A 20,283-nucleotide genomic window follows, 5' to 3' on the forward strand; every position below is an offset into this window, starting at 1 on the left:
GTTGAGGCAGATTGTGACGAAAGCTTAGATGCTGACAAGCTCACTGAGTTGCTTGCTGAGGCTGACTCTGAGGCTTTCTTAGCTGCTGATTCACTTACTGACTTGCTGGTTGAAGCCGATTGTGAGTAAGCAAGAGAAGCTGATCGGCTAGTTGAAGTACTTGCAGACGTTGATTTGTAAATCGAGTCTGATACAGTTGGTGTCACATCAGTATACGTATTATCTTTATAAGTAATTCTTACTTTTCCATTTGAAAGCATGCTATATCCAGCATCTCCCGCTTTAATACGATTTGCAACTTCAGGGTTTGAAGCTCTCACCGCAGCAATAACAGCTCTCTTATCGTCTTCAGTCAAGGTAGTTGCATTGGTTACTTGCACTGTCGGAGGTGTAACAGCTGGGAATTTATCTTTCAATTGACCTTGCGCCAATCTAAGATTATTTCCTTGAGACCAATTGTTTGAAAGATCTCTAACTATAACCGATCGTTTAATCCGATTTCCACTATTATATGGCAAATCTAATCTAATGTTACCTTGATTCTCACCAGTGTCAATGATGTAAGGACTAGCCTCTGTAGCTACCGTAGGAGTATAATTGAGATTGGTTAGAGTTGCCCTTCCCCAACCATCTTCAAGTATATTCCCGCTGGCAATAGTAGTGCTACCATTGCTGTCACCTATTTTCACTTCAGTTTTGTCAATCTTTCCACTGTTATCACTAAATTTAGTAATAAAGCGCAGTTGATCACCTGAATAGAAAATATATTTCTTCCTAACACCATCTTCAATTTCGAATGGAACGTCTTCCCATTGACCAGTTGTAGGATTTTTTACTTGCACAGTTGTCGTAGCAACAGGTTTAACTGTGTCACGAACCGTGAAGGTTACAGGTACTTCATCTGTTGAGCCATCTGGATATGTTACTACTACTGTACGTCTTACTTGATTATTGTTAACAGTTGGAGTTTCTCCGGCTTTCCATGCGTAAGTCGTTGCTGTTCCTGCTGTTGTACCTGTAGTTGGTAAAGCAGTTCTGTTCGCAATATAAAACTCTGGTGAATCTGAATCATATACTGTTGATCCATCAGCAGTTAAGTATACTCTAGCATTTGTCGCAGCTTCTGGAGCATACTTATCAGACTGCTTACGGAACTCAATCTGGATATTGGCGTTATTAGCAGCGGTACTGGCTCCATTGTTATTCGTTAAGTTCGATCGATCATATCCAGAAATATAACGACTCCAGGTGTTACTAGCAGCGTCATTAGCAACTGACTGATTTTTACCTACATGACCTGAAATATTTACCTTATACGGATTAGTAGCTGTCGCATTTCCATCTTGTCCCAAATTATTAGATTTATTGGTAAAATTGATACTTGTTCCATTACCAGAAATGTTAGCACCATTAACCTCAAAATCAGATTGTGGAAGTCCAGTTTGGGAATCACTTCTTACCTTAATCTTATCCAAGCGACCGCTGTTATCTGTCAAGTTGACATCAACACTAAAGTCTTCTTCACGATAAACGATAATCTTACGTGGATTAGTGTTGTCGATTACCGCATTACTAATCGGTGTTAAACTAGTAATTTGTGGTGCTACTGTATCTGGAGCTTGTGCTGTTCCAGTAGCTGGCGCCCCATCAGAGTTGAAGTTGTAACCTGTTGCTGTAACTGGGCTAAGGTCTTTAACTGTTGGTTCTGCAATAGAGACCATACCAGTACTTGAATTAAGCGTTACTCCTGATGGAAGTGTATCTGGCGTTTGCCACTGATTTCCAACTTTGTTTACGCTGATATTAGTAGCAGTAGTACTATCTGTAGGTGTGTAAGCGACCTTAAGTCGATCCGTATTTGCCTGTGGAGTAATTGTGACACTACCATCGTTTGGTGTGCTAATTTGAGGAGCTGCAGGTGGATTTTCTCTTGCGACATTTTCAAAGAAGACTTCTTTGGTATCGATAGAGTCTTGTCCTTCATTATCTTTATAGACAACTTGGACTTCTTTTGTCAATCCAACTTTACCACTTGTAATGGTTGCACCGGTCAAACCATGACTGTTCAAAACTTCTTGTTTTTCAGCTTCTGTTAGGCTTGTGCCCAATCTGCTCTTGTCTATTGTCGCAGGCAAGGTTAGGTAGACTGTTTTCCCATTATAAGTCGCTTTTACAGCCATATCTTCATGGTCACCTGAACCAAACTCTGTAGCATTTCCTACCCAGTTTACAGAAGCGACATGCAAGTTCGCAAGGTCATTGCTTTTTCCAGAAGCAACAAGGTTCGTATTTGGTAGAACTGCTGCCCCACTACCGTTTTGGTTTACTTGTGTTTTATAATCGTTCGGATTATTCGGCATCGCAAATCTATCAACAGTTGACGATACATCTTTAAAGCCTTGGATTACGGATGCCGCAGAAGGGATAGGCGTCCCTTTGGCGATTTGATTTGCAGTACGTCCTTCATTAATGACAGGTTCATAGATATCTGACTGGGTGACAATACGGAAAGGAATATTATAAGTACCTGCTCCTTTAACTTTCGCTGTCAGATTATAGTGCCCTTTGGCCAGTCTAACAGCTCCATTTGGACGTGTATTTGCTGTATACCTGATTGAAGCACTGTCATTTGAAACTCCATCAATTGCATATGTCACTGTTCCACCAGGTGCTGATGTTTTAGTTCCATTCAGTCGATCATAAATATCTGCAATCCGGTTAAGAGAATCTGGGACGACAAGGTCGTTTAATGTTCCCCATTTCAGGAAGGTATTCGGCACACCGTCCTTCAATTGCAAGTAGTAACGTTCCTGAGAACCGTTCATCTGCATATAGTTTCTATGACGTGAGTTTTCCAAAGAACGGAAACCAGCCATATAGTAGTCCTTGGTATCTGTAGGACTTGTCGTTGTATAAGTGATACGGTATCCTTCGAAACGGGCAGAACCCTTAGGGTGGAAGGCATAGACGTTTGCGGTTGCATCTTCAATTGTTTTAAAAGCAAAGTCACCTGCTTTTTTCACTTTATCAGTAATTTTATCTGTCTGATAAAATGCAGATGGATCTCTATGAGCAAAGTCATCCAAAGATGTTAAATTTCCTTTTCCGACACCGCCTGGTCCAACACCACTGGCATCGTTATAGTAGAAAGAGCCACCGTTGTTATTGGCATTCCCGACAGCCCAACGCATATCACCTTGCTTGCGGTTAGTACGGAAGGCCGTGTCGCCATTTCCGCTACCCAAAAGGTTCCATCCACCACTTTGATTATCTTTTTGATAGAAGCTCATCTGGGTGATGGTGTGGCCTTTTGGTACAGTAAAGTAGAAGTATGGGTTATCGTGTGGTTCTCCACCATCGTTAAAGATAACTTCCCACTGAGTTGTTTGCCCCGAACGAGTGGCCGTCATATAGACTTGGCTTTTAATATCTGATACTTGAACACGAGTGGCAACATTGGTTTTCCCTGGCGGTCTACCATTTGCCTGTCGTCCCTGAGTCGCATAAAGGAAGGTTCCTTCTTTATAGATTCCTCTTGCCAGAGAGTTGTGGGCGGTTGCATCAGCTTCCGTTACTACATATCCAACTGTAGCTGTGGAGAAATTATAAGTTGCACTGTTAGGATCGTTTTCAGCTGCACCTCCTGGCGCCTGTCTGAAACTTACCCCTCGCTCCATTAGCATACCATTGAAATGACTACGTTTACCGTTATTAGCACGTTGAACGGCATTGGCGATTGAAGCTTCTGCAGCTTTTGCTTGCTTGATAACTGCTGTAAGGTCAGCATTTGGAGTTTTCAGCGCTTCTTCGATAGCTGTTACGGCTGCGTTAACTTTAGTAACTGCTGAATCCATATTAGGTAAACCGATAGACTTAGCGAGGGATTCACCCATAGAGGCTGAAATCTTAGAAAGACGTTTGCGGTCTTCTTCAGCCTTTTTCGTTGCTGTCGCATCTGCAGATGCTGCAACCGCTGCATCTGTTGTTGCTGTCGTCAAGCTATTTGCTACAGACGTAGGGGCGTCCAGGCTTTGACCGATGTGCGCAATCGCAGTCAAGTTACGATTGATAGTATCAGTAAGAGCTGTAGTTGGTACTGGTTCTTCCTTACGAGTAGAAGCTGCACGATCTGTAACCGTCTCTGAAGAAGCAGTTGTCACAGACTCTGCAGTTGCAGGTTTGCTTGATTCTGAACTTGTTGCTGATTGACTAGCTGATTCACTTAGAGAAGCTGATTCGCTAAGAGAAGCTGACTCGCTAAGAGAAGCTGACTCACTGAGAGATTTACTTGCGCTTTCTGATAGGCTTTGAGATTGACTATCGTTTTCTGACAGACTTTGAGACTGAGTCGTAGACCCTGACTCTGGCTGACTAGCAGTTGCTGCTCCTTCTTCTGTCTTGTTTTTTACTGTCCCTAGGACTGCTGAATCTTTCAAGGCAAGAGGTTTTTCTCCTCCTACTTCTTTTTCAACCGTTACATTCTCATTTGCATATACAGGACCTTGAGTAGCCATCGCTCCCCCAAGCACCGTCCCAGCTGCTGCTATCCCTCTCAGGATATCCAAGCCTGTCAAAGTACTTGAGTTGTGTTCTTCCACAACCTCTGTCACGACTTGAGCAGCATCTACACCGCCGCGTAAGACTTTAAAGAGTCCAAATTGAGAAGTTGAGGCACGCAGCCAATGTTTACCTGACTTGATCAATTTGAAACGGGTCACACGATCCGTCTCTCTATATTCACCGTTTTGGCGCCTAAAAAACATATTTTTAGATTCCTTTCCATTTGTTTTTATGTGTATTTAGCAATGAAATACCAAACTATATTATACACTTTGAATCCAAGTTTTTCAATACTATACAAAACATTTTTACCTAAAAAAAAAAGTATTTTACATGCATATTATTGCTTTTTGTTCTATTTTTTATAAAGATACTTTAAATTATTATTCAGAGCCATTTTTGGCTTTAAATTTGAGTTTTTATGTTATTAAATTTAGAAATATTAAATTTTTATTACAGAAATTCGACAGCAAATTCCTAAAATTTTTTATAAAAGTTTGATTTGATTTTGGTATTCGTTTGTTAATATGTTATATATTTGTTTCGTCATTTGAATACTCTGTTTTATACGCAATGAAAATCTATGAGCGGGTTAGAAAGCTAAGCACAGGTAAGTCACTGCACTACTTTGATACTCTCCATCAATCAGAAAACAATATAAACCATCGGCAATTTACGGTGAGCCCATTAATTAATACTCTTCGAAAATCAAATTCAAACCACGTCAGCGTAGCCTTACCGTACTCAAGTACAGCTTGCGGCTAGCTTCCTAGTTTGCTTTTTGATTTTCATTGAGTATAACATACAATCTTGCCTTCAGTTTCAAATCAATATTTAAAACTATCGGAGACACGTCTTGTGATTTACTTTTTGTTTGGTATGAAATTTCGTTTATTCCATCTATGTTAACATACTTATAGAAACAATACTTTAAAACCTTGGTGTACTCTTCTATCTTCAATAAACTATATCTTCCAATTAAAAAATCACATCAAGTTAAAACAAATCGATTGGGAGATGGGAGATTTAAGGCAATTTCTAACACTGTTTCAGAAAATATATTGTACTATCTCAGATTCAATCCACTAGAAAAAAACAGATTATTCCATCTGATGCGGAAAAATCTGTCATTGTTCTACTGATTTATAAAAATTCCTTAAACTCAGCTACAGTCATGCCTAATTGCTGGCTGGCAACCTCAGATGGCAGCAGACCTTGACGAACCATATCCAGAAAAGCAAAAAGTTTTCCACGCTCCAGTCCCTGTTCAATACCACGCTCTAAACCTTTTTCTTCAGCTTGTTCCAAGGCATAGTCATGAGCGAGTAAGGCTTGTTCTTCTCGCATACGTAGTTGGCTAAACATCTTTCTGTCCTCCTCAGACCAGCTCTTATAGTCCAGCAGTTGGTCTGCTTGGCTGATGGCTCGCTCGGGTTCTTGGGTAAAGGGTTTATTCCCGAAAAACTCCAACCATGGTTTACGAACCTTATCTTTGCTGGTTTCTCTGTATTTTTTAGGTCTTATTTATAATGGTCTTTCAATAGTGACTCAAATTCAGCGACCGTCATGCCTAATTGCTCGCTAGCAAATTCGGAAGTTAAAACATGTTGGCGCACTAAATCAAGAAAGGTAAATATTTTCCCACTCTCCAGTCCCTGTTCAACGCCTTCTGCTCGTCCTTGTTCAAGACCCTCTGCAAGACCACGTTCTAAGCCTTGTTCAATACCTTCTGCACGACCACGTTCAAGACCACGCTCCAGTCCCTGTTCAACCCCTTCCGCCCTAGCAGTTTCCAAGGCATAGTCCTGTGCTAACAAGGCTTGTTCTTCTCGCATACGTAATTGACTAAACATTTTCCTGTCCTCCTCGGACCAGCTTTTATAGTCTAGCAGTTGGTCTGCTTGGCTGATGGCTCGCTCGGGTTCCTGGGTAAAGGGTTTGTTCCCAAAAAACTCCAACCACGGTTTGCGAACCTCGTCTTTGCTGGTTTCTCTGTATTTTCTTAATTCCAAGAATGCCATCTTAACCAGATGGTTTTCCTGTCCATTGTTTGTAATTGTTAAAACCTCACCTGTCGTGTCCTCGCGCATACTAAAACTATGAAAAGCTTGCTCATCTGAGAAGTAATTACTATCTACAATAGCGATTGCGTAAACTGGTGCGATGTGTTTATAGCTCTGGTGGGTATCGCCTTCACGTTGGCGAATTTTTTCTAGGTTTTGATTGACCTGACTACATAGATAAGCCCACAAGCGATTGATGAAAAAATTCTGATGATGCACTTGAATCTCAATAATTACCTGAGTTCCATTATCCAACTCCGCTAAAACATCTATACTGGTATAGAAATCTTGGGCTGAATAAGGCAGAGAAGGTAGTACATGAATATTGCTTCCCTCTAAAATAGTTACATTTTTGGCTGGTAAATCCAGCATATCGCGAATAAATTGACAAGTGATTTCTGGATTGCTAAAGATTTTCTTAGCAACCAAATCGTTGGTCGGGCTGATGCCCGGATGACGTACAGTCATATTTCTTCTCCTTTCATTATAGCACATTTTTAAATCTAGGTTCACTAGATTCTCTGCTACTATCTATTTATTCGGAAAAAGAAAGGAAATTGGTAGCAAATTTAAAACAATTCTATTCTTCTTCATTTCATTCTCAAATTTCCGGTCACAATCCACTTCACACTCCTCTTAAGAAACACAAGAAGATTACCTGCAATTCAAGCATTGTATCTCCTGTAAAACAAAATGTGAGCAAATGGAAATTCCAGCAAAACTTACTCTGATAACCGTTTCCAATGTCTAGTTGGAATGATTAAAAGAAATGAAATAAATGATAAAAATTCTCATAGAACCCTATCAAACGACACAATCTAAGGATAACCAGAAATCAAAGGGTGACTTTAGAAGTTAATCAATTAGGTAGTTGATATGATATAAATTTATGTAGAGAGTCACCAAATTTTGTTAGATGTAAAGCAAATCCTTCATCAAGTGCTGACGAGAATGTAGCTTCAGACTAAAATACCATAATACATTGAAGCTGGAATAATACTCTATGAATTCTAAACATTGCTAGAAATTGATGTGACTTTCCTAATCGATTTGTTCGTGTCTTATTTCAATCTACTACACTTGACAATATCATTCAAATCTACTGTAAACAAAAAAGGACATTCTGATTAGCAGAACAGTCCTTTTTTCATATTTATAATTAAGAGCAATTTTTTTGTTCTATAAACACAAGGATTTTTTGAACTCACCAAGTTTTATAGCTAGACTCTGATTGCCCATAGACTAAAGTATATTTAAATGCTTCTTATCTGCTATCAACTGTTTTACTTGATCTGCCATTAGTTGCGATGTGTCACAAACTTGTGCCTGATCTCCAACATGATTGGTCTGAGGGAAAGCAAGAACTGGCACCTTCAGTCTCAATGCAGTATCCATAGGGTCTTGCCAAGCCATTCCTTGGCTAATATCTAGCACTGCTACCGCAGTCTCTAATACATTGTCATACTTTATCGGATTAAAAGCGCTTTGATAAAAGTGAACATTTGGATATTGACCATAAGCTAGTAAAACATTACTCATCATAGTTGGGGCAAAGATATCAAAATCACACTCAGGCAAACTTTGAACAAGCTCTTCTAGACGCTCTAACTCCTCAACAGTAGTAAAGACCACTAATCTCGGACGAAGTATTGAGTGATTATATTCTGACAAGGCTAGGTTAAATAGATAAGTATTTAAAATCGTTGACCAGTCCAAGCCATAGTAAAACCACCATAGACTAGTAAATCGGTTACGGCTCATCGTTCCCCACGGCTTTTCGCTACCTATATAATGTAGCACTAATGGTAATTGATTATCCACTAACCTTGTACGAGAAAGTCTATATTTACTTTTATCATAAACATCATAGCCTACAAAAAAATTATAGGTGTCATCAAGCGGTAACCATTCTTGACCAAAGGCCATAATCATAATAGACTGTTCACCATTTCTTATTTCTTTATAGTGTTCCTCAGATAAGTTTAACAACCAATCGCGAACATTTTCTCGTTTCCAGCGTTTGATATTAACAAGCATCACACCCGAGTTTAGTTCCCATTCAACATCCTTATTTGTTCTAGGATCCAGTTCACTATCATTAACCGCCGCTATATAATAACCATCTAAATCACAGTCCAAAAGATGAACCACATCTCCTGTTACGATAAGATCACAGTCTAGGTAAAGCGCTATATCCTCCTTAACATAATCTGCGATATAATAAATCAAAAATTTCGTAGCAGATATATGGGCGCTATTCTGAAGATTAAAGTGCCTCATCGCTAACTCTTCCTCTGGTAAACGAATATTGACAATCTCCGAATCAAAGGGCTTCAGCCATCCTTGAAGTGCAGAAAACCACTCTTGTGGAATATCCCCCTTATTAAACACATAAATTCGTAATCCACGTTGATGCGCGCATAAAGATTTAATGGTTACAATAGCTTGTTCACAATACGGCCTATCAAAGCATAAAATAATAGCTTTTTTAGCCAGTTGATTTTCCTGTAATTGATTCATCAATTCCCTTTCTATACTTTTTACACCCGATAAGAAGTAACATTTTTAGGTCAATCTATCATAGTGACTAATACCGTATGGATTTTGTCTACTCTTAAACTTGAAAACAATCACTTCGATAGCAGCTTTTCAATGAGTTCAAGCATTTCTTGAGGATTCTCTTCAGAGACGATTTGGCTGTATGATTCTGTATCACGATTCGTTGTATCCCATGCTAAAATAGGAAGTTGTCTTGCTTTAGCTTTACTTATCACATCAAACATCTCACGATCAGCATTGATATCCAAATAGAAGTCCAATTGGGAAAGAACACTATCTACATTGTAAAGCGTGCAATTTGGATATAGTCTTACGTTGGTGTATCCCTGAAGAGCCATAATAGATCCCGCAAAATTGGTAGGCGCCAAAAGATGAAACTCTACGTCTGGACAATTCTTCACAAGAAATTCTAGATGGGGCATCTCTAATGTTATAGTCACAACCGCTGTACGAGCTCGTACCTTTTTCACCAGTCCTCTATAGCCTGACTCTAGGGAAAATTTCCTTAATAAGACATCCGACCACTCTAGACCATAGTAAAACCACCATTCTTCTCTTAGACGGTTGATTGTAATTTGTTGCCAAGGTTTCTTTCCTGTATAATGAATCATTTTTGCAGAAGCTTCCAGTAACTCAGCGTGTGGGTACCAATCATTTTTATTTTGAAAGTAGGCAATAGTATCCATTCCTACCATGAAATTGTAGATAGGCTCTAGTTCTTTCCAACGATTCTCAAAGAGACGATTCAAAATTCCCTGATCCCCAAAATCTGTTTGATGATATTGATTGGTTAACTCAATCAGGTCTTGCGTGACATTCTCTGCTCTCCACATGTCATTGTTGATTAACAAAAAACCAGCATTAAAAATATGTGTATAAAAATCATCTCTAACTGCTGCTAAGGGGATATCTGTCAAGTCCAAGTCCCACAGCTCATCTATCGGTTTTCTTACGATAATATCCGAGTCTAAATACAGTGCACGAGACTCACTTACATACTTTGGAATAAAATACCTAAAGAAGGTAGCGTAAGAAAGTCCCTCAAAGGGTAAACGATAATCTTTCAGAATACTACTGTCAATCTGAACGTTCACAATCTCACTGTTCAAAGTCTCTAGTCTTTTTTCCATCAATTGGAACCATTCTCTCGGAAAGTCATCATTGAAAACATAAAACTTAAGATTATCATGATGAACACAAAGGGATTTTATCGTAGTCTCAACTTTATTCATATAAGCATTATCTGCACCTAAGACAATCGCTTTTTTCTCTTCTCTCATTCTCTATCTCATTTCTTTTTTATTCCCATCATATATTTGGGGAGCTTACTTCCCATTATGACGGCAAAGCATTTAGATAAGACGATTTTTACACTACGACACTGAGTTTGGCAAATCGATTCCATTTGCCAAACGTAGTTAGTGAGGCAGTTAGCTAGTTCGCTTACTTCCCATTACGACTGAAAAATCCACGGTTCGATAATATTCTTGGATTTTTCCTAGTGAAGCGTTTAGGTAAACCGCCATAGCGGTTTACAATTTTTACATTACGACACGAAGAGGCGAAAACGATTATTTTTCGCCGATGAGTTAGTAAGGCAGTTAGCTAGACCGCAAAATAGCGGCTAGCGTCCAACAATTTGGAACTTTAGTTTCAATTGTTGGTACTGAGTCACATTTTTTCTTCCAACTCTACGTCTGGATACTTGTCCGCAAACCAGCGAAGGGCAAAGTCATTTTCAAAGAGGAAGACTGGTTGGTCAAAACGGTCTTTGGCCAAGATATTTCGGCTTGATGACATCCGTTCATCCAAGTCCTCAGGCTTGATCCAACGAACGGTCTTTTTACCCATTGGGCTCATGACGACTTCCGCATTGTACTCGCCCTCCATACGGTGCTTAAAGACTTCAAACTGGAGTTGGCCGACAGCGCCCAGCATGTACTCGCCTGTTTGGTAATTCTTATAAAGCTGAATAGCCCCCTCTTGCACCAATTGCTCGATCCCCTTGTGGAAGGATTTTTGCTTCATGACATTCTTAGCAGAAACTTTCATGAAAATTTCAGGGGTAAAGGTTGGTAGGGGTTCAAATTCAAATTTATTTTTCCCAACTGTCAAGGTATCCCCAACCTGATAAGTACCGGTATCGTAAACACCAATGATATCTCCAGCCACGGCATTGGTCACATTCTCACGAGTTTCAGCCATAAACTGAGTCACATTCGACAGCTTGGCACCCTTACCAGTACGAGGCAGGTTGACACTCATGCCACGCTCAAATTCACCTGATACGATACGGACAAAGGCTATACGGTCACGGTGACGAGGGTCCATGTTGGCTTGGATTTTAAAGACAAATCCTGAGAAATCCTTGTCGTAAGGATCCACAATTTCACCATCTGTTTTCTTGTGTCCATGTGGTTCTGGAGCAAACTTAAGAAAAGTCTCAAGGAAGGTCTGCACACCAAAGTTAGTAAGGGCTGAACCGAAGAAGACAGGCGTCAATTCTCCAGCCAGAATCGCTTCCTCTGAAAACTCATTCCCAGCTTCATTTAAAAGTTCAATATCATCTTTGACTTGCTCGTAGAAAGGATTGCTACCAAAAAGCTTGTCCCCATCTTCTAGGCTAGCAAAACGTTCATCCCCTCTATAGAGTTCCAAGCGTTGGTTATAGAGGTCATACAAGCCTTCAAAGGCTTTCCCCATCCCGATTGGCCAGTTCATCGGATAGCTCGCAATACCTAGAACTTCTTCTAGCTCTTGCAAGAGGTCCAGTGGCTCACGTCCGTCACGGTCTAGCTTATTCATAAAGGTAAAGACTGGAATACCACGGTGTTTGACAACCTCAAACAATTTCTTAGTTTGGGCCTCGATACCCTTGGCAGAGTCCACAACCATGACCGCAGCATCCACCGCCATCAAGGTCCGATAGGTATCTTCGGAGAAGTCCTCATGCCCTGGGGTGTCGAGGATATTCACGCGTTTTCCGTCATAGTCAAATTGCATAACAGATGATGTCACCGAAATCCCACGTTGCTTCTCGATATCCATCCAGTCAGACTTGGCAAAAGTCCCTGTTTTCTTTCCTTTAACCGTACCAGCCTCACGAATCTCGCCCCCAAAGTAGAGCAACTGCTCAGTAATAGTAGTTTTCCCCGCGTCTGGGTGGGAGATGATGGCAAAGGTACGACGTTTCTTAATTTCTTCTTGAATATTCATAAGTTCTCTTTCTTTAGATTCTCTATTTTTCTTGTTTCGATAGCTAAGAATGATTTTTACATTGGATTTTACCATTCCTTTCAACACTTCATTATATCGGATTTTAGCATTTTTTTCAATTTCTATTTTATGTTAAACTATACTTGAATAAAAGCTATTCCTTGTAGTCAAATAGATCGAAAACCGTGACAATTCTAGCAAAAATGATATAATAAAAGAAAAAGGAGAAGTAATCATGTTCAAGGAATTTGGTGTAACCAATTTAGAAGTGACAAAAGATGATATTTACAAGAATCCAAGCAACCCTATTTTGCGCATGTATGATGACGATGAATTAATCGGAACCTTTAGTATTCTAACTGGAGAAGTATTGGAAAATTTGGACTTGGCAGACTATGATATTCGTTTTGCTCAAAAGCAAATTGAGTTAAATCGCGATAACTACCTTGAAACATGGAAGGACTACGTGGGACTACTACATGCCTAAATATTCTTTCTTAAAGTATGGTATTGAAATTCGTCCTAACGAACATAACCATAAAGGTCAAAAAGCGCATATTCACTTTTATATCCACGGAGAAGAAGTGGGTTCAATGTTTCTGAACGGTGAACTGAGAGATGGTAAAGCAAAAGCAAAAGACCTAAAAATAATAAGGCAATATGTTTTAGAAAATGCAGATGAACTTCAGGCTTTATGGAATGAATACCAAAAAAGTGCATATTAAAATCAAGGAATCTTAGTTTGCTAATCAATGATAAACAAAAACTAGCTAGCAATTTTAATACCTGCTACTCGGTTTCTACTCAACTTATCCAGATACTAGGGAGCCTAATTCTCCTTGCAATTTTTAAAATAAATGTTACAATAAACATAGAAAAAGGTGTTGCGCTAACAACACCCCACAGAGCCGTTTAAGACAGTGGCTGTAATTACATAACTAAAAAAATAGCTCGTTCACTCGCCGAAGTTAGGACGGCTATTTTTTTATCTCTTTCAAAACCCCATTCTCTATCCTATACCTGTCTTTTTTCACCTTTCCCTCCCTTATTTATAGGAAAATATGGTAAAATAGAACAGACTAAAAATCATCATTTCACGAAAGGATGCAAGATGAAAATTACGCAAGAAGAGGTAACACACGTTGCCAATCTTTCAAAATTAAGATTCTCTGAAGAAGAAACTGCTGCCTTTGCGACTACCTTGTCCAAGATTGTTGACATGGTTGAATTGCTGGGCGAAGTTGACACAACTGGTGTCGCACCTACCACGACCATGGCTGACCGTAAGACCGTACTCCGCCCTGATGTGGCCGAAGAAGGAACAGACCGTGATCGCTTGTTTAAAAACGTACCTGAAAAAGACAACTACTATATCAAGGTACCAGCTATCCTAGACGATGGAGGAGATGCCTAATGACTTTCAACAATAAAACCATTGAAGACTTGCACAACCTCCTTGTCTCTAAGGAAATTTCAGCAACTGAATTGACACAAGCAACGCTTGAAGATATCAAGTCTCGCGAGACAGCTATCAACGCTTTTGTCACCATCGCTGAGGAGCAGGCTCTTGCTAAAGCCAAAGCCATTGATGAAGCTGGAATTGATGCTGATAATGTCCTTTCAGGAATTCCACTTGCTGTTAAGGATAACATCTCTACAGACGGTATCCTCACAACTGCTGCCTCAAAAATGCTCTACAACTATGAGCCTATCTTTGACGCGACAGCCGTTGCCAATGCAAAGGCTAAGGGCATGATTGTCGTAGGAAAAACTAACATGGACGAGTTTGCCATGGGTGGATCAGGTGAGACTTCTCACTATGGTGCCACTAAAAATGCTTGGGATCAAGGCAAAGTTCCTGGTGGATCATCAAGTGGTTCTGCCGCAGCCGTAGCTTCTGGGCAAGTCCGCTTGTCACTTGGTTCTGATACTGGTGGTTCTATCCGCCAACCTGCTGCCTTCAACGGAATCGTTGGTCTCAAACCAACCTACGGAACTGTTTCTCGTTTCGGCCTCATTGCCTTTGGTAGCTCATTAGACCAGATTGGACCTTTTGCTCCTACTGTTAAAGAAAATGCTCTCTTGCTCAACGCTATTGCCAGCGAAGATGCCAAAGATTCTACCTCTGCCCCTGTCCGCATTGCCGACTTTACTTCAAAAATCGGTCAAGACATCAAGGGAATGAAAATCGCTTTGCCTAAGGAATATCTTGGCGAAGGGATTGACCCAGAAGTTAAGGAAGCCATTCTAAATGCAGCTAAACACTTTGAAAAACTTGGCGCTATCGTCGAAGAAGTCAGCCTGCCTCACTCTAAATACGGTGTTGCCGTTTACTACATCATCGCTTCATCAGAAGCTTCATCAAACTTGCAACGTTTTGACGGTATCCGTTATGGCTACCGCGCAGAAGATGCAACCAACCTTGATGAAATCTATGTAAACAGCCGTAGCCAAGGTTTTGGTGAAGAAGTGAAGCGCCGTATCATGCTAGGTACTTTCAGCCTTTCATCAGGTTACTACGATGCTTACTACAAGAAGGCTGGTCAAGTTCGCACCCTCATCATTCAAGATTTCGAAAAAGTCTTCGCGGATTACGACTTGATTTTGGGCCCAACTGCACCAAGCGTTGCCTATGACCTGGATTCTCTCAACCACGACCCAGTTGCCATGTACTTGGCTGACCTTTTAACCATTCCAGTCAACTTGGCTGGTCTCCCAGGAATTTCGATTCCTGCTGGTTTCTCTCAAGGTCTACCTGTCGGTCTGCAATTGATTGGTCCTAAGTATTCTGAGGAAACCATTTACCAAGCTGCTGCTGCCTTTGAAGCAACAACAGACTACCACAAACAACAACCCATGATTTTTGGAGGTGACAACTAATGAACTTTGAAACAGTCATCGGACTTGAAGTCCACGTAGAGCTCAACACCAATTCAAAAATCTTCTCACCTACTTCTGCCCACTTTGGAAATGACCAAAATGCCAACACTAACGTCATTGACTGGTCTTTCCCAGGAGTTCTACCAGTTCTCAACAAAGGTGTTGTTGATGCCGGTATCAAGGCTGCTCTTGCCCTCAACATGGACATCCACAAAAAGATGCACTTTGACCGCAAGAACTACTTCTATCCTGATAATCCCAAAGCCTACCAAATTTCTCAGTTTGATGAGCCAATCGGTTATAACGGCTGGATTGAAGTCGAGCTAGAAGATGGTACAACTAAGAAAATCGGTATCGAACGTGCCCACCTAGAAGAAGACGCTGGTAAAAACACCCACGGTACAGATGGCTACTCTTATGTTGACCTCAACCGCCAAGGGGTGCCTTTGATTGAGATTGTATCTGAAGCAGACATGCGTTCTCCTGAAGAAGCCTATGCTTACCTAACAGCCCTCAAGGAAGTTATCCAGTACGCTGGCATTTCTGACGTCAAGATGGAAGAAGGTTCTATGCGTGTGGATGCTAATATTTCTCTTCGTCCTTATGGTCAAGAAAAATTCGGTACCAAGACTGAGTTGAAAAACCTCAACTCCTTCTCAAACGTTCGTAAGGGTCTTGAATACGAAGTTCAACGCCAGGCTGAAATTCTTCGCTCAGGTGGTCAAATCCGTCAAGAAACACGCCGTTACGATGAAGCGAACAAAGCAACCATCCTCATGCGTGTCAAGGAAGGCGCTGCAGACTACCGCTACTTCCCAGAACCAGACCTACCCCTCTTTGAAATTTCAGACGAGTGGATTGAGGAAATGCGTACAGAGTTGCCAGAGTTTCCTAAAGAACGCCGTGCGCGTTACGTCTCTGACCTTGGCTTGTCAGACTATGACGCTAGCCAGTTGACTGCAAACAAAGTCACTTCTGATTTCTTTGAAAAAGCTGTTGCTCTTGGTGGTGATGCCAAGCAAGTCTCTAACTGGCTCCAAGGTGAGGTTGCTCAGTTCTTGAACGCTGAAGGCAAGACACTGGAACAAATCGAACTAACACCAGAAAACTTGGTTGAGATGATTGCCATCATCGAAGACGGCACTATCTCTTCTAAGATTGCCAAGAAAGTCTTTGTCCACCTAGCTAAAAATGGCGGAGGCGCGCGTGAATACGTGGAAAAAGCTGGCATGGTTCAAATCTCAGATCCAGATGTCTTGATTCCAATCATCCACCAAGTCTTTGCAGATAACGAAGCTGCCGTTGCCGACTTCAAGTCAGGCAAACGTAACGCAGATAAGGCCTTTACAGGATTCCTTATGAAAGCAACCAAAGGCCAAGCCAACCCACAAGTCGCCCTTAAACTCCTTGCCCAGGAATTGGCGAAGTTGAAAGAAGATTAATATGTAAAAGAAACCAGCCCTGAGGTTGGTTTTTTCGCTCCTACCATCTCCCAATAACTATTTAGGCTTTATTTCCAGAAGATTTTATGGTAGAATGAAGAGTAATAATATTTATTAAAGAGGTAAAAACATGATTGAAGCAAGCAAATTGAAAGCTGGTATGACATTTGAAACTGCAGACGGAAAATTGATCCGCGTTTTGGAAGCTAGCCACCACAAACCAGGTAAAGGGAACACGATCATGCGTATGAAATTGCGTGATGTCCGTACTGGTTCTACATTTGACACAAGCTACCGTCCAGAAGAAAAATTCGAACAAGCTATTATCGAAACTGTGCCAGCTCAATACTTGTACAAAATGGATGAAACTGCCTACTTCATGAATACTGAAACTTACGACCAATACGAAATCCCAGTCGTAAACGTTGAAAATGAATTGCTTTACATCCTTGAAAACTCTGATGTGAAAATCCAATTCTACGGAACTGAAGTAATCGGTGTCACTGTACCAACTACTGTTGAATTAACAGTCGCTGAAACACAACCATCTATCAAAGGTGCTACTGTTACAGGTTCTGGTAAACCAGCAACTATGGAAACTGGACTTGTTGTCAACGTTCCTGACTTCATCGAAGCTGGACAAAAATTGATCATCAACACTGCAGAAGGAACTTACGTTTCTCGTGCCTAATCTCTAGAAAGAGGTCATTCTATGGGAATTGAAGAACAATTTGGCGAAATCGTTATCGCTCCACGTGTACTTGAAAAAATCATTGCCATCGCAACTGCTAAAGTTGATGGTGTCCACTCATTTTCAAATAAATCCGTATCTGATACCCTATCAAAACTCTCTCTTGGTCGTGGTGTCTACTTAAAAGAAAGCAACGAAGAACTAACTGCCGACATTTATCTCTATCTTGAGTACGGTGTGAAGGTACCAAAAGTTGCTCTTGCTATTCAAAAAGCAGTAAAAGATGCTGTCCGTGATATGGCTGATGTGGAACTTGCTGCTGTCAACATCCATGTTGCAGGAATCGTTCCAGATAAAACACCAAAACCTGAGTTGAAAGATCTATTTAACGAGGACTTCCTCAATGACTAGTCCATTATTAGAATCTAGACGCGAACTTCGTAAATGCGCTTTTCAAGCTCTTATGAGCCTTGAATTCGGCACAGATATAGAAACAGCTTGTCACTTTGCCTACACGCATGACCGTGAAGATGCAGATATGCAAATCCCTGACTTTCTTCTGAACTTGGTTTCTGGTGTTCAAGCTCAAAAAGACGAGTTGGATAAACAAATCAACCAGCACCTCAAATCAGGCTGGACAGTTGAACGCTTGACCTTAGTCGAAAAAAACTTACTACGCTTAGGAATCTTTGAAATCACATCATTTGATACACCTCAGCTGGTAGCAGTCAATGAAGCTATTGAACTTGCTAAGAATTTTTCAGATCAAAAATCAGCCCGCTTTATCAACGGACTGCTTAGTCAATTTGTAACTGAAGAAAATGAATAATCGAAAAGGTGTTTGGTCTTCCAAGCACCTTTTGACTTTCCCCTCTGCACAGAGTAATACTCTTCGAAAATCTCTTCAAACCGCGTCAACGTCGGCTTGTCGTATAGATGTTACTGACTTCGTCAGTCTTATCTACAACCTCAAAACGGTGTTTTGAGCTGACTTCGTCAGTCTTATCTACAACCTCAAAACGGTGTTTTGAGCTGACTTCGTCAGTCTTATCTACAACCTCAAAACGGTATTTTGAGCTGACTTCGTCAGTTCTATCTACAACCTCAAAGCAGTGTTTTGAGCAGCCTGCAGCTAGTTTCCTAGTTTGCTCTTTGATTTTCATTGAGTATAAGAAGCACATAAAAACTAGAACTGACTGCCAGTTCTAGTTTTTGTATTAGTATTTTCTAAATCGTTGATAGCGTTCTTCCAACAGCTCTTCTAGCGGTTTTTGTGAAAGTCTAGCTAGCTCAGCTTGAAGTTCTTTTTTGACATTCTTAATCAGTTCTTTACTAGAAAGTCCTGCTTCAGAAATCACCTTATCTACCACGTCCATTTCTAACAGTTCATGCGAAGTAATTTTCATCAGTTCTGCCGCTTCCATGGCACGACTGCCGTCCTTCCATAGAATGGAAGCAAAGCCTTCTGGACTGAGAATAGCATAGATAGAATTTTCCAGCATCCAAACACGGTCTGCGACCGCTAGAGCCAGAGCCCCACCTGAACCACCTTCACCGATAATAATAGCAATAATCGGAACTTTCAGGTCACTCATTTCCATGAGATTGCGAGCGATAGCTTCTCCCTGTCCACGTTCTTCCGCTCCGACACCAGGATAAGCACCTGCTGTATTGATAAAGGTCACAACTGGACGACCAAACTTTTCAGCCTGTTTCATCAATCGCAGAGCCTTGCGGTAGCCTTCTGGATGCGGTTGGCCAAAATTCCGTTTTAGATTGTCTTGCAAGCTCTTGCCTTTTTGTATACCAACCACTGTTACAGCTTGGCCACCAAGCCAGCCAATACCACCAACAACTGCACCATCGTCACGAAAAGAACGGTCACCGTGTAATTGGATAAAGTCATCAAAAATGCCTGTCGCAAAGTCCAAGGTTGTCAAGCGACTCTGCTCACGCGCTTCTCTGACTATTTTTGCAATATTCATCTAGGACTCCCTCCATGCAATCTGACTAGGCTTGCAATCGTATCTGGCAAGTCTCTTCTTTTAACAATAGCATCCACAAAGCCATGTTCCAATAGGAATTCTGCCTTTTGGAACCCCTCAGGCAAGCTTTCACGAACCGTATTTTCAATCACACGACGTCCAGCAAAACCGACCAAGCTCTGTGGTTCAGCCAGAATGATATCTCCTTCCATAGCGAAAGAAGCTGTTACACCACCTGTCGTTGGATCTGTCAAAATGGTCAGGTAAAAGAGACCAGCATTTGAATGGCGTTTAACTGCTGCAGAAATCTTGGCCATCTGCATGAGACTCATGATTCCTTCCTGCATACGGGCTCCACCAGAGGCTGTGAAGAGAACAACTGGTAACTGTTCAACAGTCGCATACTCAAACAAACGAGTGATTTTTTCCCCTACAACTGTACCCATAGAAGCCATGATAAAGTTGGAATCCATTATCCCAAGAGCCACAGTCTGACCTTTAATAAGAGCAGTTCCTGTCACAACAGCTTCATCCAGCCCTGTTTTTTCACGCATGGTTGCTAGTTTCTTTTGATAACCAGGGAAATGCAAGGGATCCTTACTTTCAATCCCCGTAAACAATTCCTTGAAGGTTCCCATATCAATCGTCAAAGCCAAGCGTTCTTGGGCAGAAATACGAAAGGTATAGCTACAGTGTGGACAGATACGCTCACTTCCCAGATCCTTCTGATAGATGGTATGCTTACAACCTGGACACTTAGAAAATAATTCATCTGGAACCTCTGGCTTGGCTTGAGGTTTTTCCCTAACCGAACGATTGGGATTGATTCGAATATACTTATCTTTTTTACTAAATAGAGCCATTGATTCCCCTTTTTGGTTTAAACT

At 41.0% G+C, this 20,283-nt stretch carries 16 protein-coding genes and 1 pseudogene; 8 read left to right on the forward strand and 9 right to left on the reverse strand.

Going from position 1 to position 20,283, the window contains the following annotated elements:
• From SMIDD28_RS11820 to SMIDD28_RS02130, 6 genes and pseudogenes are all read right to left on the reverse strand, one after another.
• The coding region (locus SMIDD28_RS11820; RefSeq protein WP_081103185.1) for an accessory Sec-dependent serine-rich glycoprotein adhesin at positions 1 to 4,763 on the reverse strand (4,763 nt) is incomplete at its 3' end.
• A 940-nt stretch (positions 4,764 to 5,703) separates the two neighbouring features.
• A pseudogene (locus SMIDD28_RS10915) lies at positions 5,704 to 6,075 on the reverse strand (hypothetical protein); the annotation flags it as partial.
• Positions 6,076 to 6,080: 5 nt separating this feature from the next.
• Positions 6,081 to 7,091 (reverse strand): Rpn family recombination-promoting nuclease/putative transposase, encoded by a 1,011-nt coding sequence (locus SMIDD28_RS02115; RefSeq protein ID WP_061424352.1) that lies wholly within the window; start codon positions 7,089 to 7,091, stop codon positions 6,081 to 6,083.
• A gap of 774 nt (positions 7,092 to 7,865) precedes the next feature.
• The gene (locus SMIDD28_RS02120; protein ID WP_061424354.1) at positions 7,866 to 9,143 is read right to left on the reverse strand and encodes a glycosyltransferase family 8 protein; all 1,278 of its coding nucleotides are present in this window, start codon (positions 9,141 to 9,143) and stop codon (positions 7,866 to 7,868) included.
• Between the two features lie 110 nt (positions 9,144 to 9,253).
• Positions 9,254 to 10,462: a glycosyltransferase gene (locus SMIDD28_RS02125; RefSeq protein WP_061424355.1), complete on the reverse strand. Its 1,209-nt coding sequence runs from the start codon at positions 10,460 to 10,462 to the stop codon at positions 9,254 to 9,256.
• 391 nt (positions 10,463 to 10,853) lie between these two features.
• Complete coding sequence (locus tag SMIDD28_RS02130; RefSeq protein ID WP_061424357.1) at positions 10,854 to 12,398, reverse strand: peptide chain release factor 3; 1,545 nt, start codon at positions 12,396 to 12,398, stop codon at positions 10,854 to 10,856.
• Between the two features lie 235 nt (positions 12,399 to 12,633).
• On the opposite strand from SMIDD28_RS02130, the gene SMIDD28_RS02135 reads away from it, so the two are divergent.
• From SMIDD28_RS02135 to nusB, 8 genes are all read left to right on the forward strand, one after another.
• Positions 12,634 to 12,885: a hypothetical protein gene (locus SMIDD28_RS02135; RefSeq protein ID WP_000471833.1), complete on the forward strand. Its 252-nt coding sequence runs from the start codon at positions 12,634 to 12,636 to the stop codon at positions 12,883 to 12,885.
• Positions 12,878 to 13,123: a DUF4160 domain-containing protein gene (locus SMIDD28_RS02140; protein ID WP_061424359.1), complete on the forward strand. Its 246-nt coding sequence runs from the start codon at positions 12,878 to 12,880 to the stop codon at positions 13,121 to 13,123. The genes SMIDD28_RS02135 and SMIDD28_RS02140 overlap by 8 nt, the downstream gene beginning before the upstream one ends.
• A 386-nt stretch (positions 13,124 to 13,509) precedes the next feature.
• A complete protein-coding gene (gene gatC, locus SMIDD28_RS02145) occupies positions 13,510 to 13,812 on the forward strand; it encodes an Asp-tRNA(Asn)/Glu-tRNA(Gln) amidotransferase subunit GatC (RefSeq protein WP_000705419.1) in 303 nt (100 codons plus the stop codon).
• Complete coding sequence (gene gatA / locus SMIDD28_RS02150) at positions 13,812 to 15,278, forward strand: Asp-tRNA(Asn)/Glu-tRNA(Gln) amidotransferase subunit GatA (protein WP_061424362.1); 1,467 nt, start codon at positions 13,812 to 13,814, stop codon at positions 15,276 to 15,278. Before gatC ends, gatA begins: the two co-directional genes overlap by 1 nt.
• Complete coding sequence (gene gatB, locus SMIDD28_RS02155; protein WP_049524479.1) at positions 15,278 to 16,720, forward strand: Asp-tRNA(Asn)/Glu-tRNA(Gln) amidotransferase subunit GatB; 1,443 nt, start codon at positions 15,278 to 15,280, stop codon at positions 16,718 to 16,720. The genes gatA and gatB overlap by 1 nt, the downstream gene beginning before the upstream one ends.
• Positions 16,721 to 16,850: 130 nt before the next feature.
• A complete protein-coding gene (gene efp, locus SMIDD28_RS02160) occupies positions 16,851 to 17,411 on the forward strand; it encodes an elongation factor P (RefSeq protein ID WP_000568643.1) in 561 nt (186 codons plus the stop codon).
• Between the two features lie 21 nt (positions 17,412 to 17,432).
• Positions 17,433 to 17,822, forward strand: coding sequence for an Asp23/Gls24 family envelope stress response protein (locus tag SMIDD28_RS02165; protein WP_000510575.1), 390 nt, complete (start codon positions 17,433 to 17,435; stop codon positions 17,820 to 17,822).
• On the forward strand, positions 17,815 to 18,240 hold the full coding sequence (nusB, locus tag SMIDD28_RS02170; protein WP_061424363.1) for a transcription antitermination factor NusB: 426 nt from the start codon (positions 17,815 to 17,817) through the stop codon (positions 18,238 to 18,240). The genes SMIDD28_RS02165 and nusB overlap by 8 nt, the downstream gene beginning before the upstream one ends.
• An 85-nt stretch (positions 18,241 to 18,325) precedes the next feature.
• Here the strand turns inward: nusB and SMIDD28_RS12045 are convergent, their stop codons facing one another.
• From SMIDD28_RS12045 to accD, 3 genes are read right to left on the reverse strand one after another with little or no spacing between them, the layout of a single operon-like run.
• Complete coding sequence (locus tag SMIDD28_RS12045) at positions 18,326 to 18,574, reverse strand: hypothetical protein (RefSeq protein WP_061424364.1); 249 nt, start codon at positions 18,572 to 18,574, stop codon at positions 18,326 to 18,328.
• 54 nt (positions 18,575 to 18,628) lie between these two features.
• On the reverse strand, positions 18,629 to 19,396 hold the full coding sequence (locus SMIDD28_RS02180; RefSeq protein WP_061424367.1) for an acetyl-CoA carboxylase carboxyl transferase subunit alpha: 768 nt from the start codon (positions 19,394 to 19,396) through the stop codon (positions 18,629 to 18,631).
• Positions 19,393 to 20,259 (reverse strand): acetyl-CoA carboxylase, carboxyltransferase subunit beta, encoded by an 867-nt coding sequence (accD, locus tag SMIDD28_RS02185; RefSeq protein ID WP_061424369.1) that lies wholly within the window; start codon positions 20,257 to 20,259, stop codon positions 19,393 to 19,395. Before accD ends, SMIDD28_RS02180 begins: the two co-directional genes overlap by 4 nt.
• Positions 20,260 to 20,283: the final 24 nt, after the last annotated feature.

Source organism: Streptococcus mitis (genome assembly GCF_001579045.1).
In the GTDB taxonomy this organism is placed as follows: Bacteria; Bacillota; Bacilli; order Lactobacillales; family Streptococcaceae; genus Streptococcus; species Streptococcus mitis_D.

Coding starts and splice junctions, on each gene's coding strand:
- SMIDD28_RS02125 (WP_061424355.1), bottom strand. CDS start 10,462: ATGAGAGAAGAGAAAAAAGCGATTGTCTTAGGTGCAGATAATGCTTAT.
- SMIDD28_RS02165 (WP_000510575.1), top strand. CDS start 17,433: ATGGGAATTGAAGAACAATTTGGCGAAATCGTTATCGCTCCACGTGTA.
- gatB (WP_049524479.1), top strand. CDS start 15,278: ATGAACTTTGAAACAGTCATCGGACTTGAAGTCCACGTAGAGCTCAAC.
- SMIDD28_RS02140 (WP_061424359.1), top strand. CDS start 12,878: ATGCCTAAATATTCTTTCTTAAAGTATGGTATTGAAATTCGTCCTAAC.
- SMIDD28_RS02180 (WP_061424367.1), bottom strand. CDS start 19,396: ATGAATATTGCAAAAATAGTCAGAGAAGCGCGTGAGCAGAGTCGCTTG.
- SMIDD28_RS12045 (WP_061424364.1), bottom strand. CDS start 18,574: ATGAAAATCAAAGAGCAAACTAGGAAACTAGCTGCAGGCTGCTCAAAA.
- accD (WP_061424369.1), bottom strand. CDS start 20,259: ATGGCTCTATTTAGTAAAAAAGATAAGTATATTCGAATCAATCCCAAT.
- SMIDD28_RS02115 (WP_061424352.1), bottom strand. CDS start 7,091: ATGACTGTACGTCATCCGGGCATCAGCCCGACCAACGATTTGGTTGCT.
- SMIDD28_RS02120 (WP_061424354.1), bottom strand. CDS start 9,143: ATGAATCAATTACAGGAAAATCAACTGGCTAAAAAAGCTATTATTTTA.
- efp (WP_000568643.1), top strand. CDS start 16,851: ATGATTGAAGCAAGCAAATTGAAAGCTGGTATGACATTTGAAACTGCA.
- gatA (WP_061424362.1), top strand. CDS start 13,812: ATGACTTTCAACAATAAAACCATTGAAGACTTGCACAACCTCCTTGTC.
- gatC (WP_000705419.1), top strand. CDS start 13,510: ATGAAAATTACGCAAGAAGAGGTAACACACGTTGCCAATCTTTCAAAA.
- SMIDD28_RS02135 (WP_000471833.1), top strand. CDS start 12,634: ATGTTCAAGGAATTTGGTGTAACCAATTTAGAAGTGACAAAAGATGAT.
- nusB (WP_061424363.1), top strand. CDS start 17,815: ATGACTAGTCCATTATTAGAATCTAGACGCGAACTTCGTAAATGCGCT.
- SMIDD28_RS02130 (WP_061424357.1), bottom strand. CDS start 12,398: ATGAATATTCAAGAAGAAATTAAGAAACGTCGTACCTTTGCCATCATC.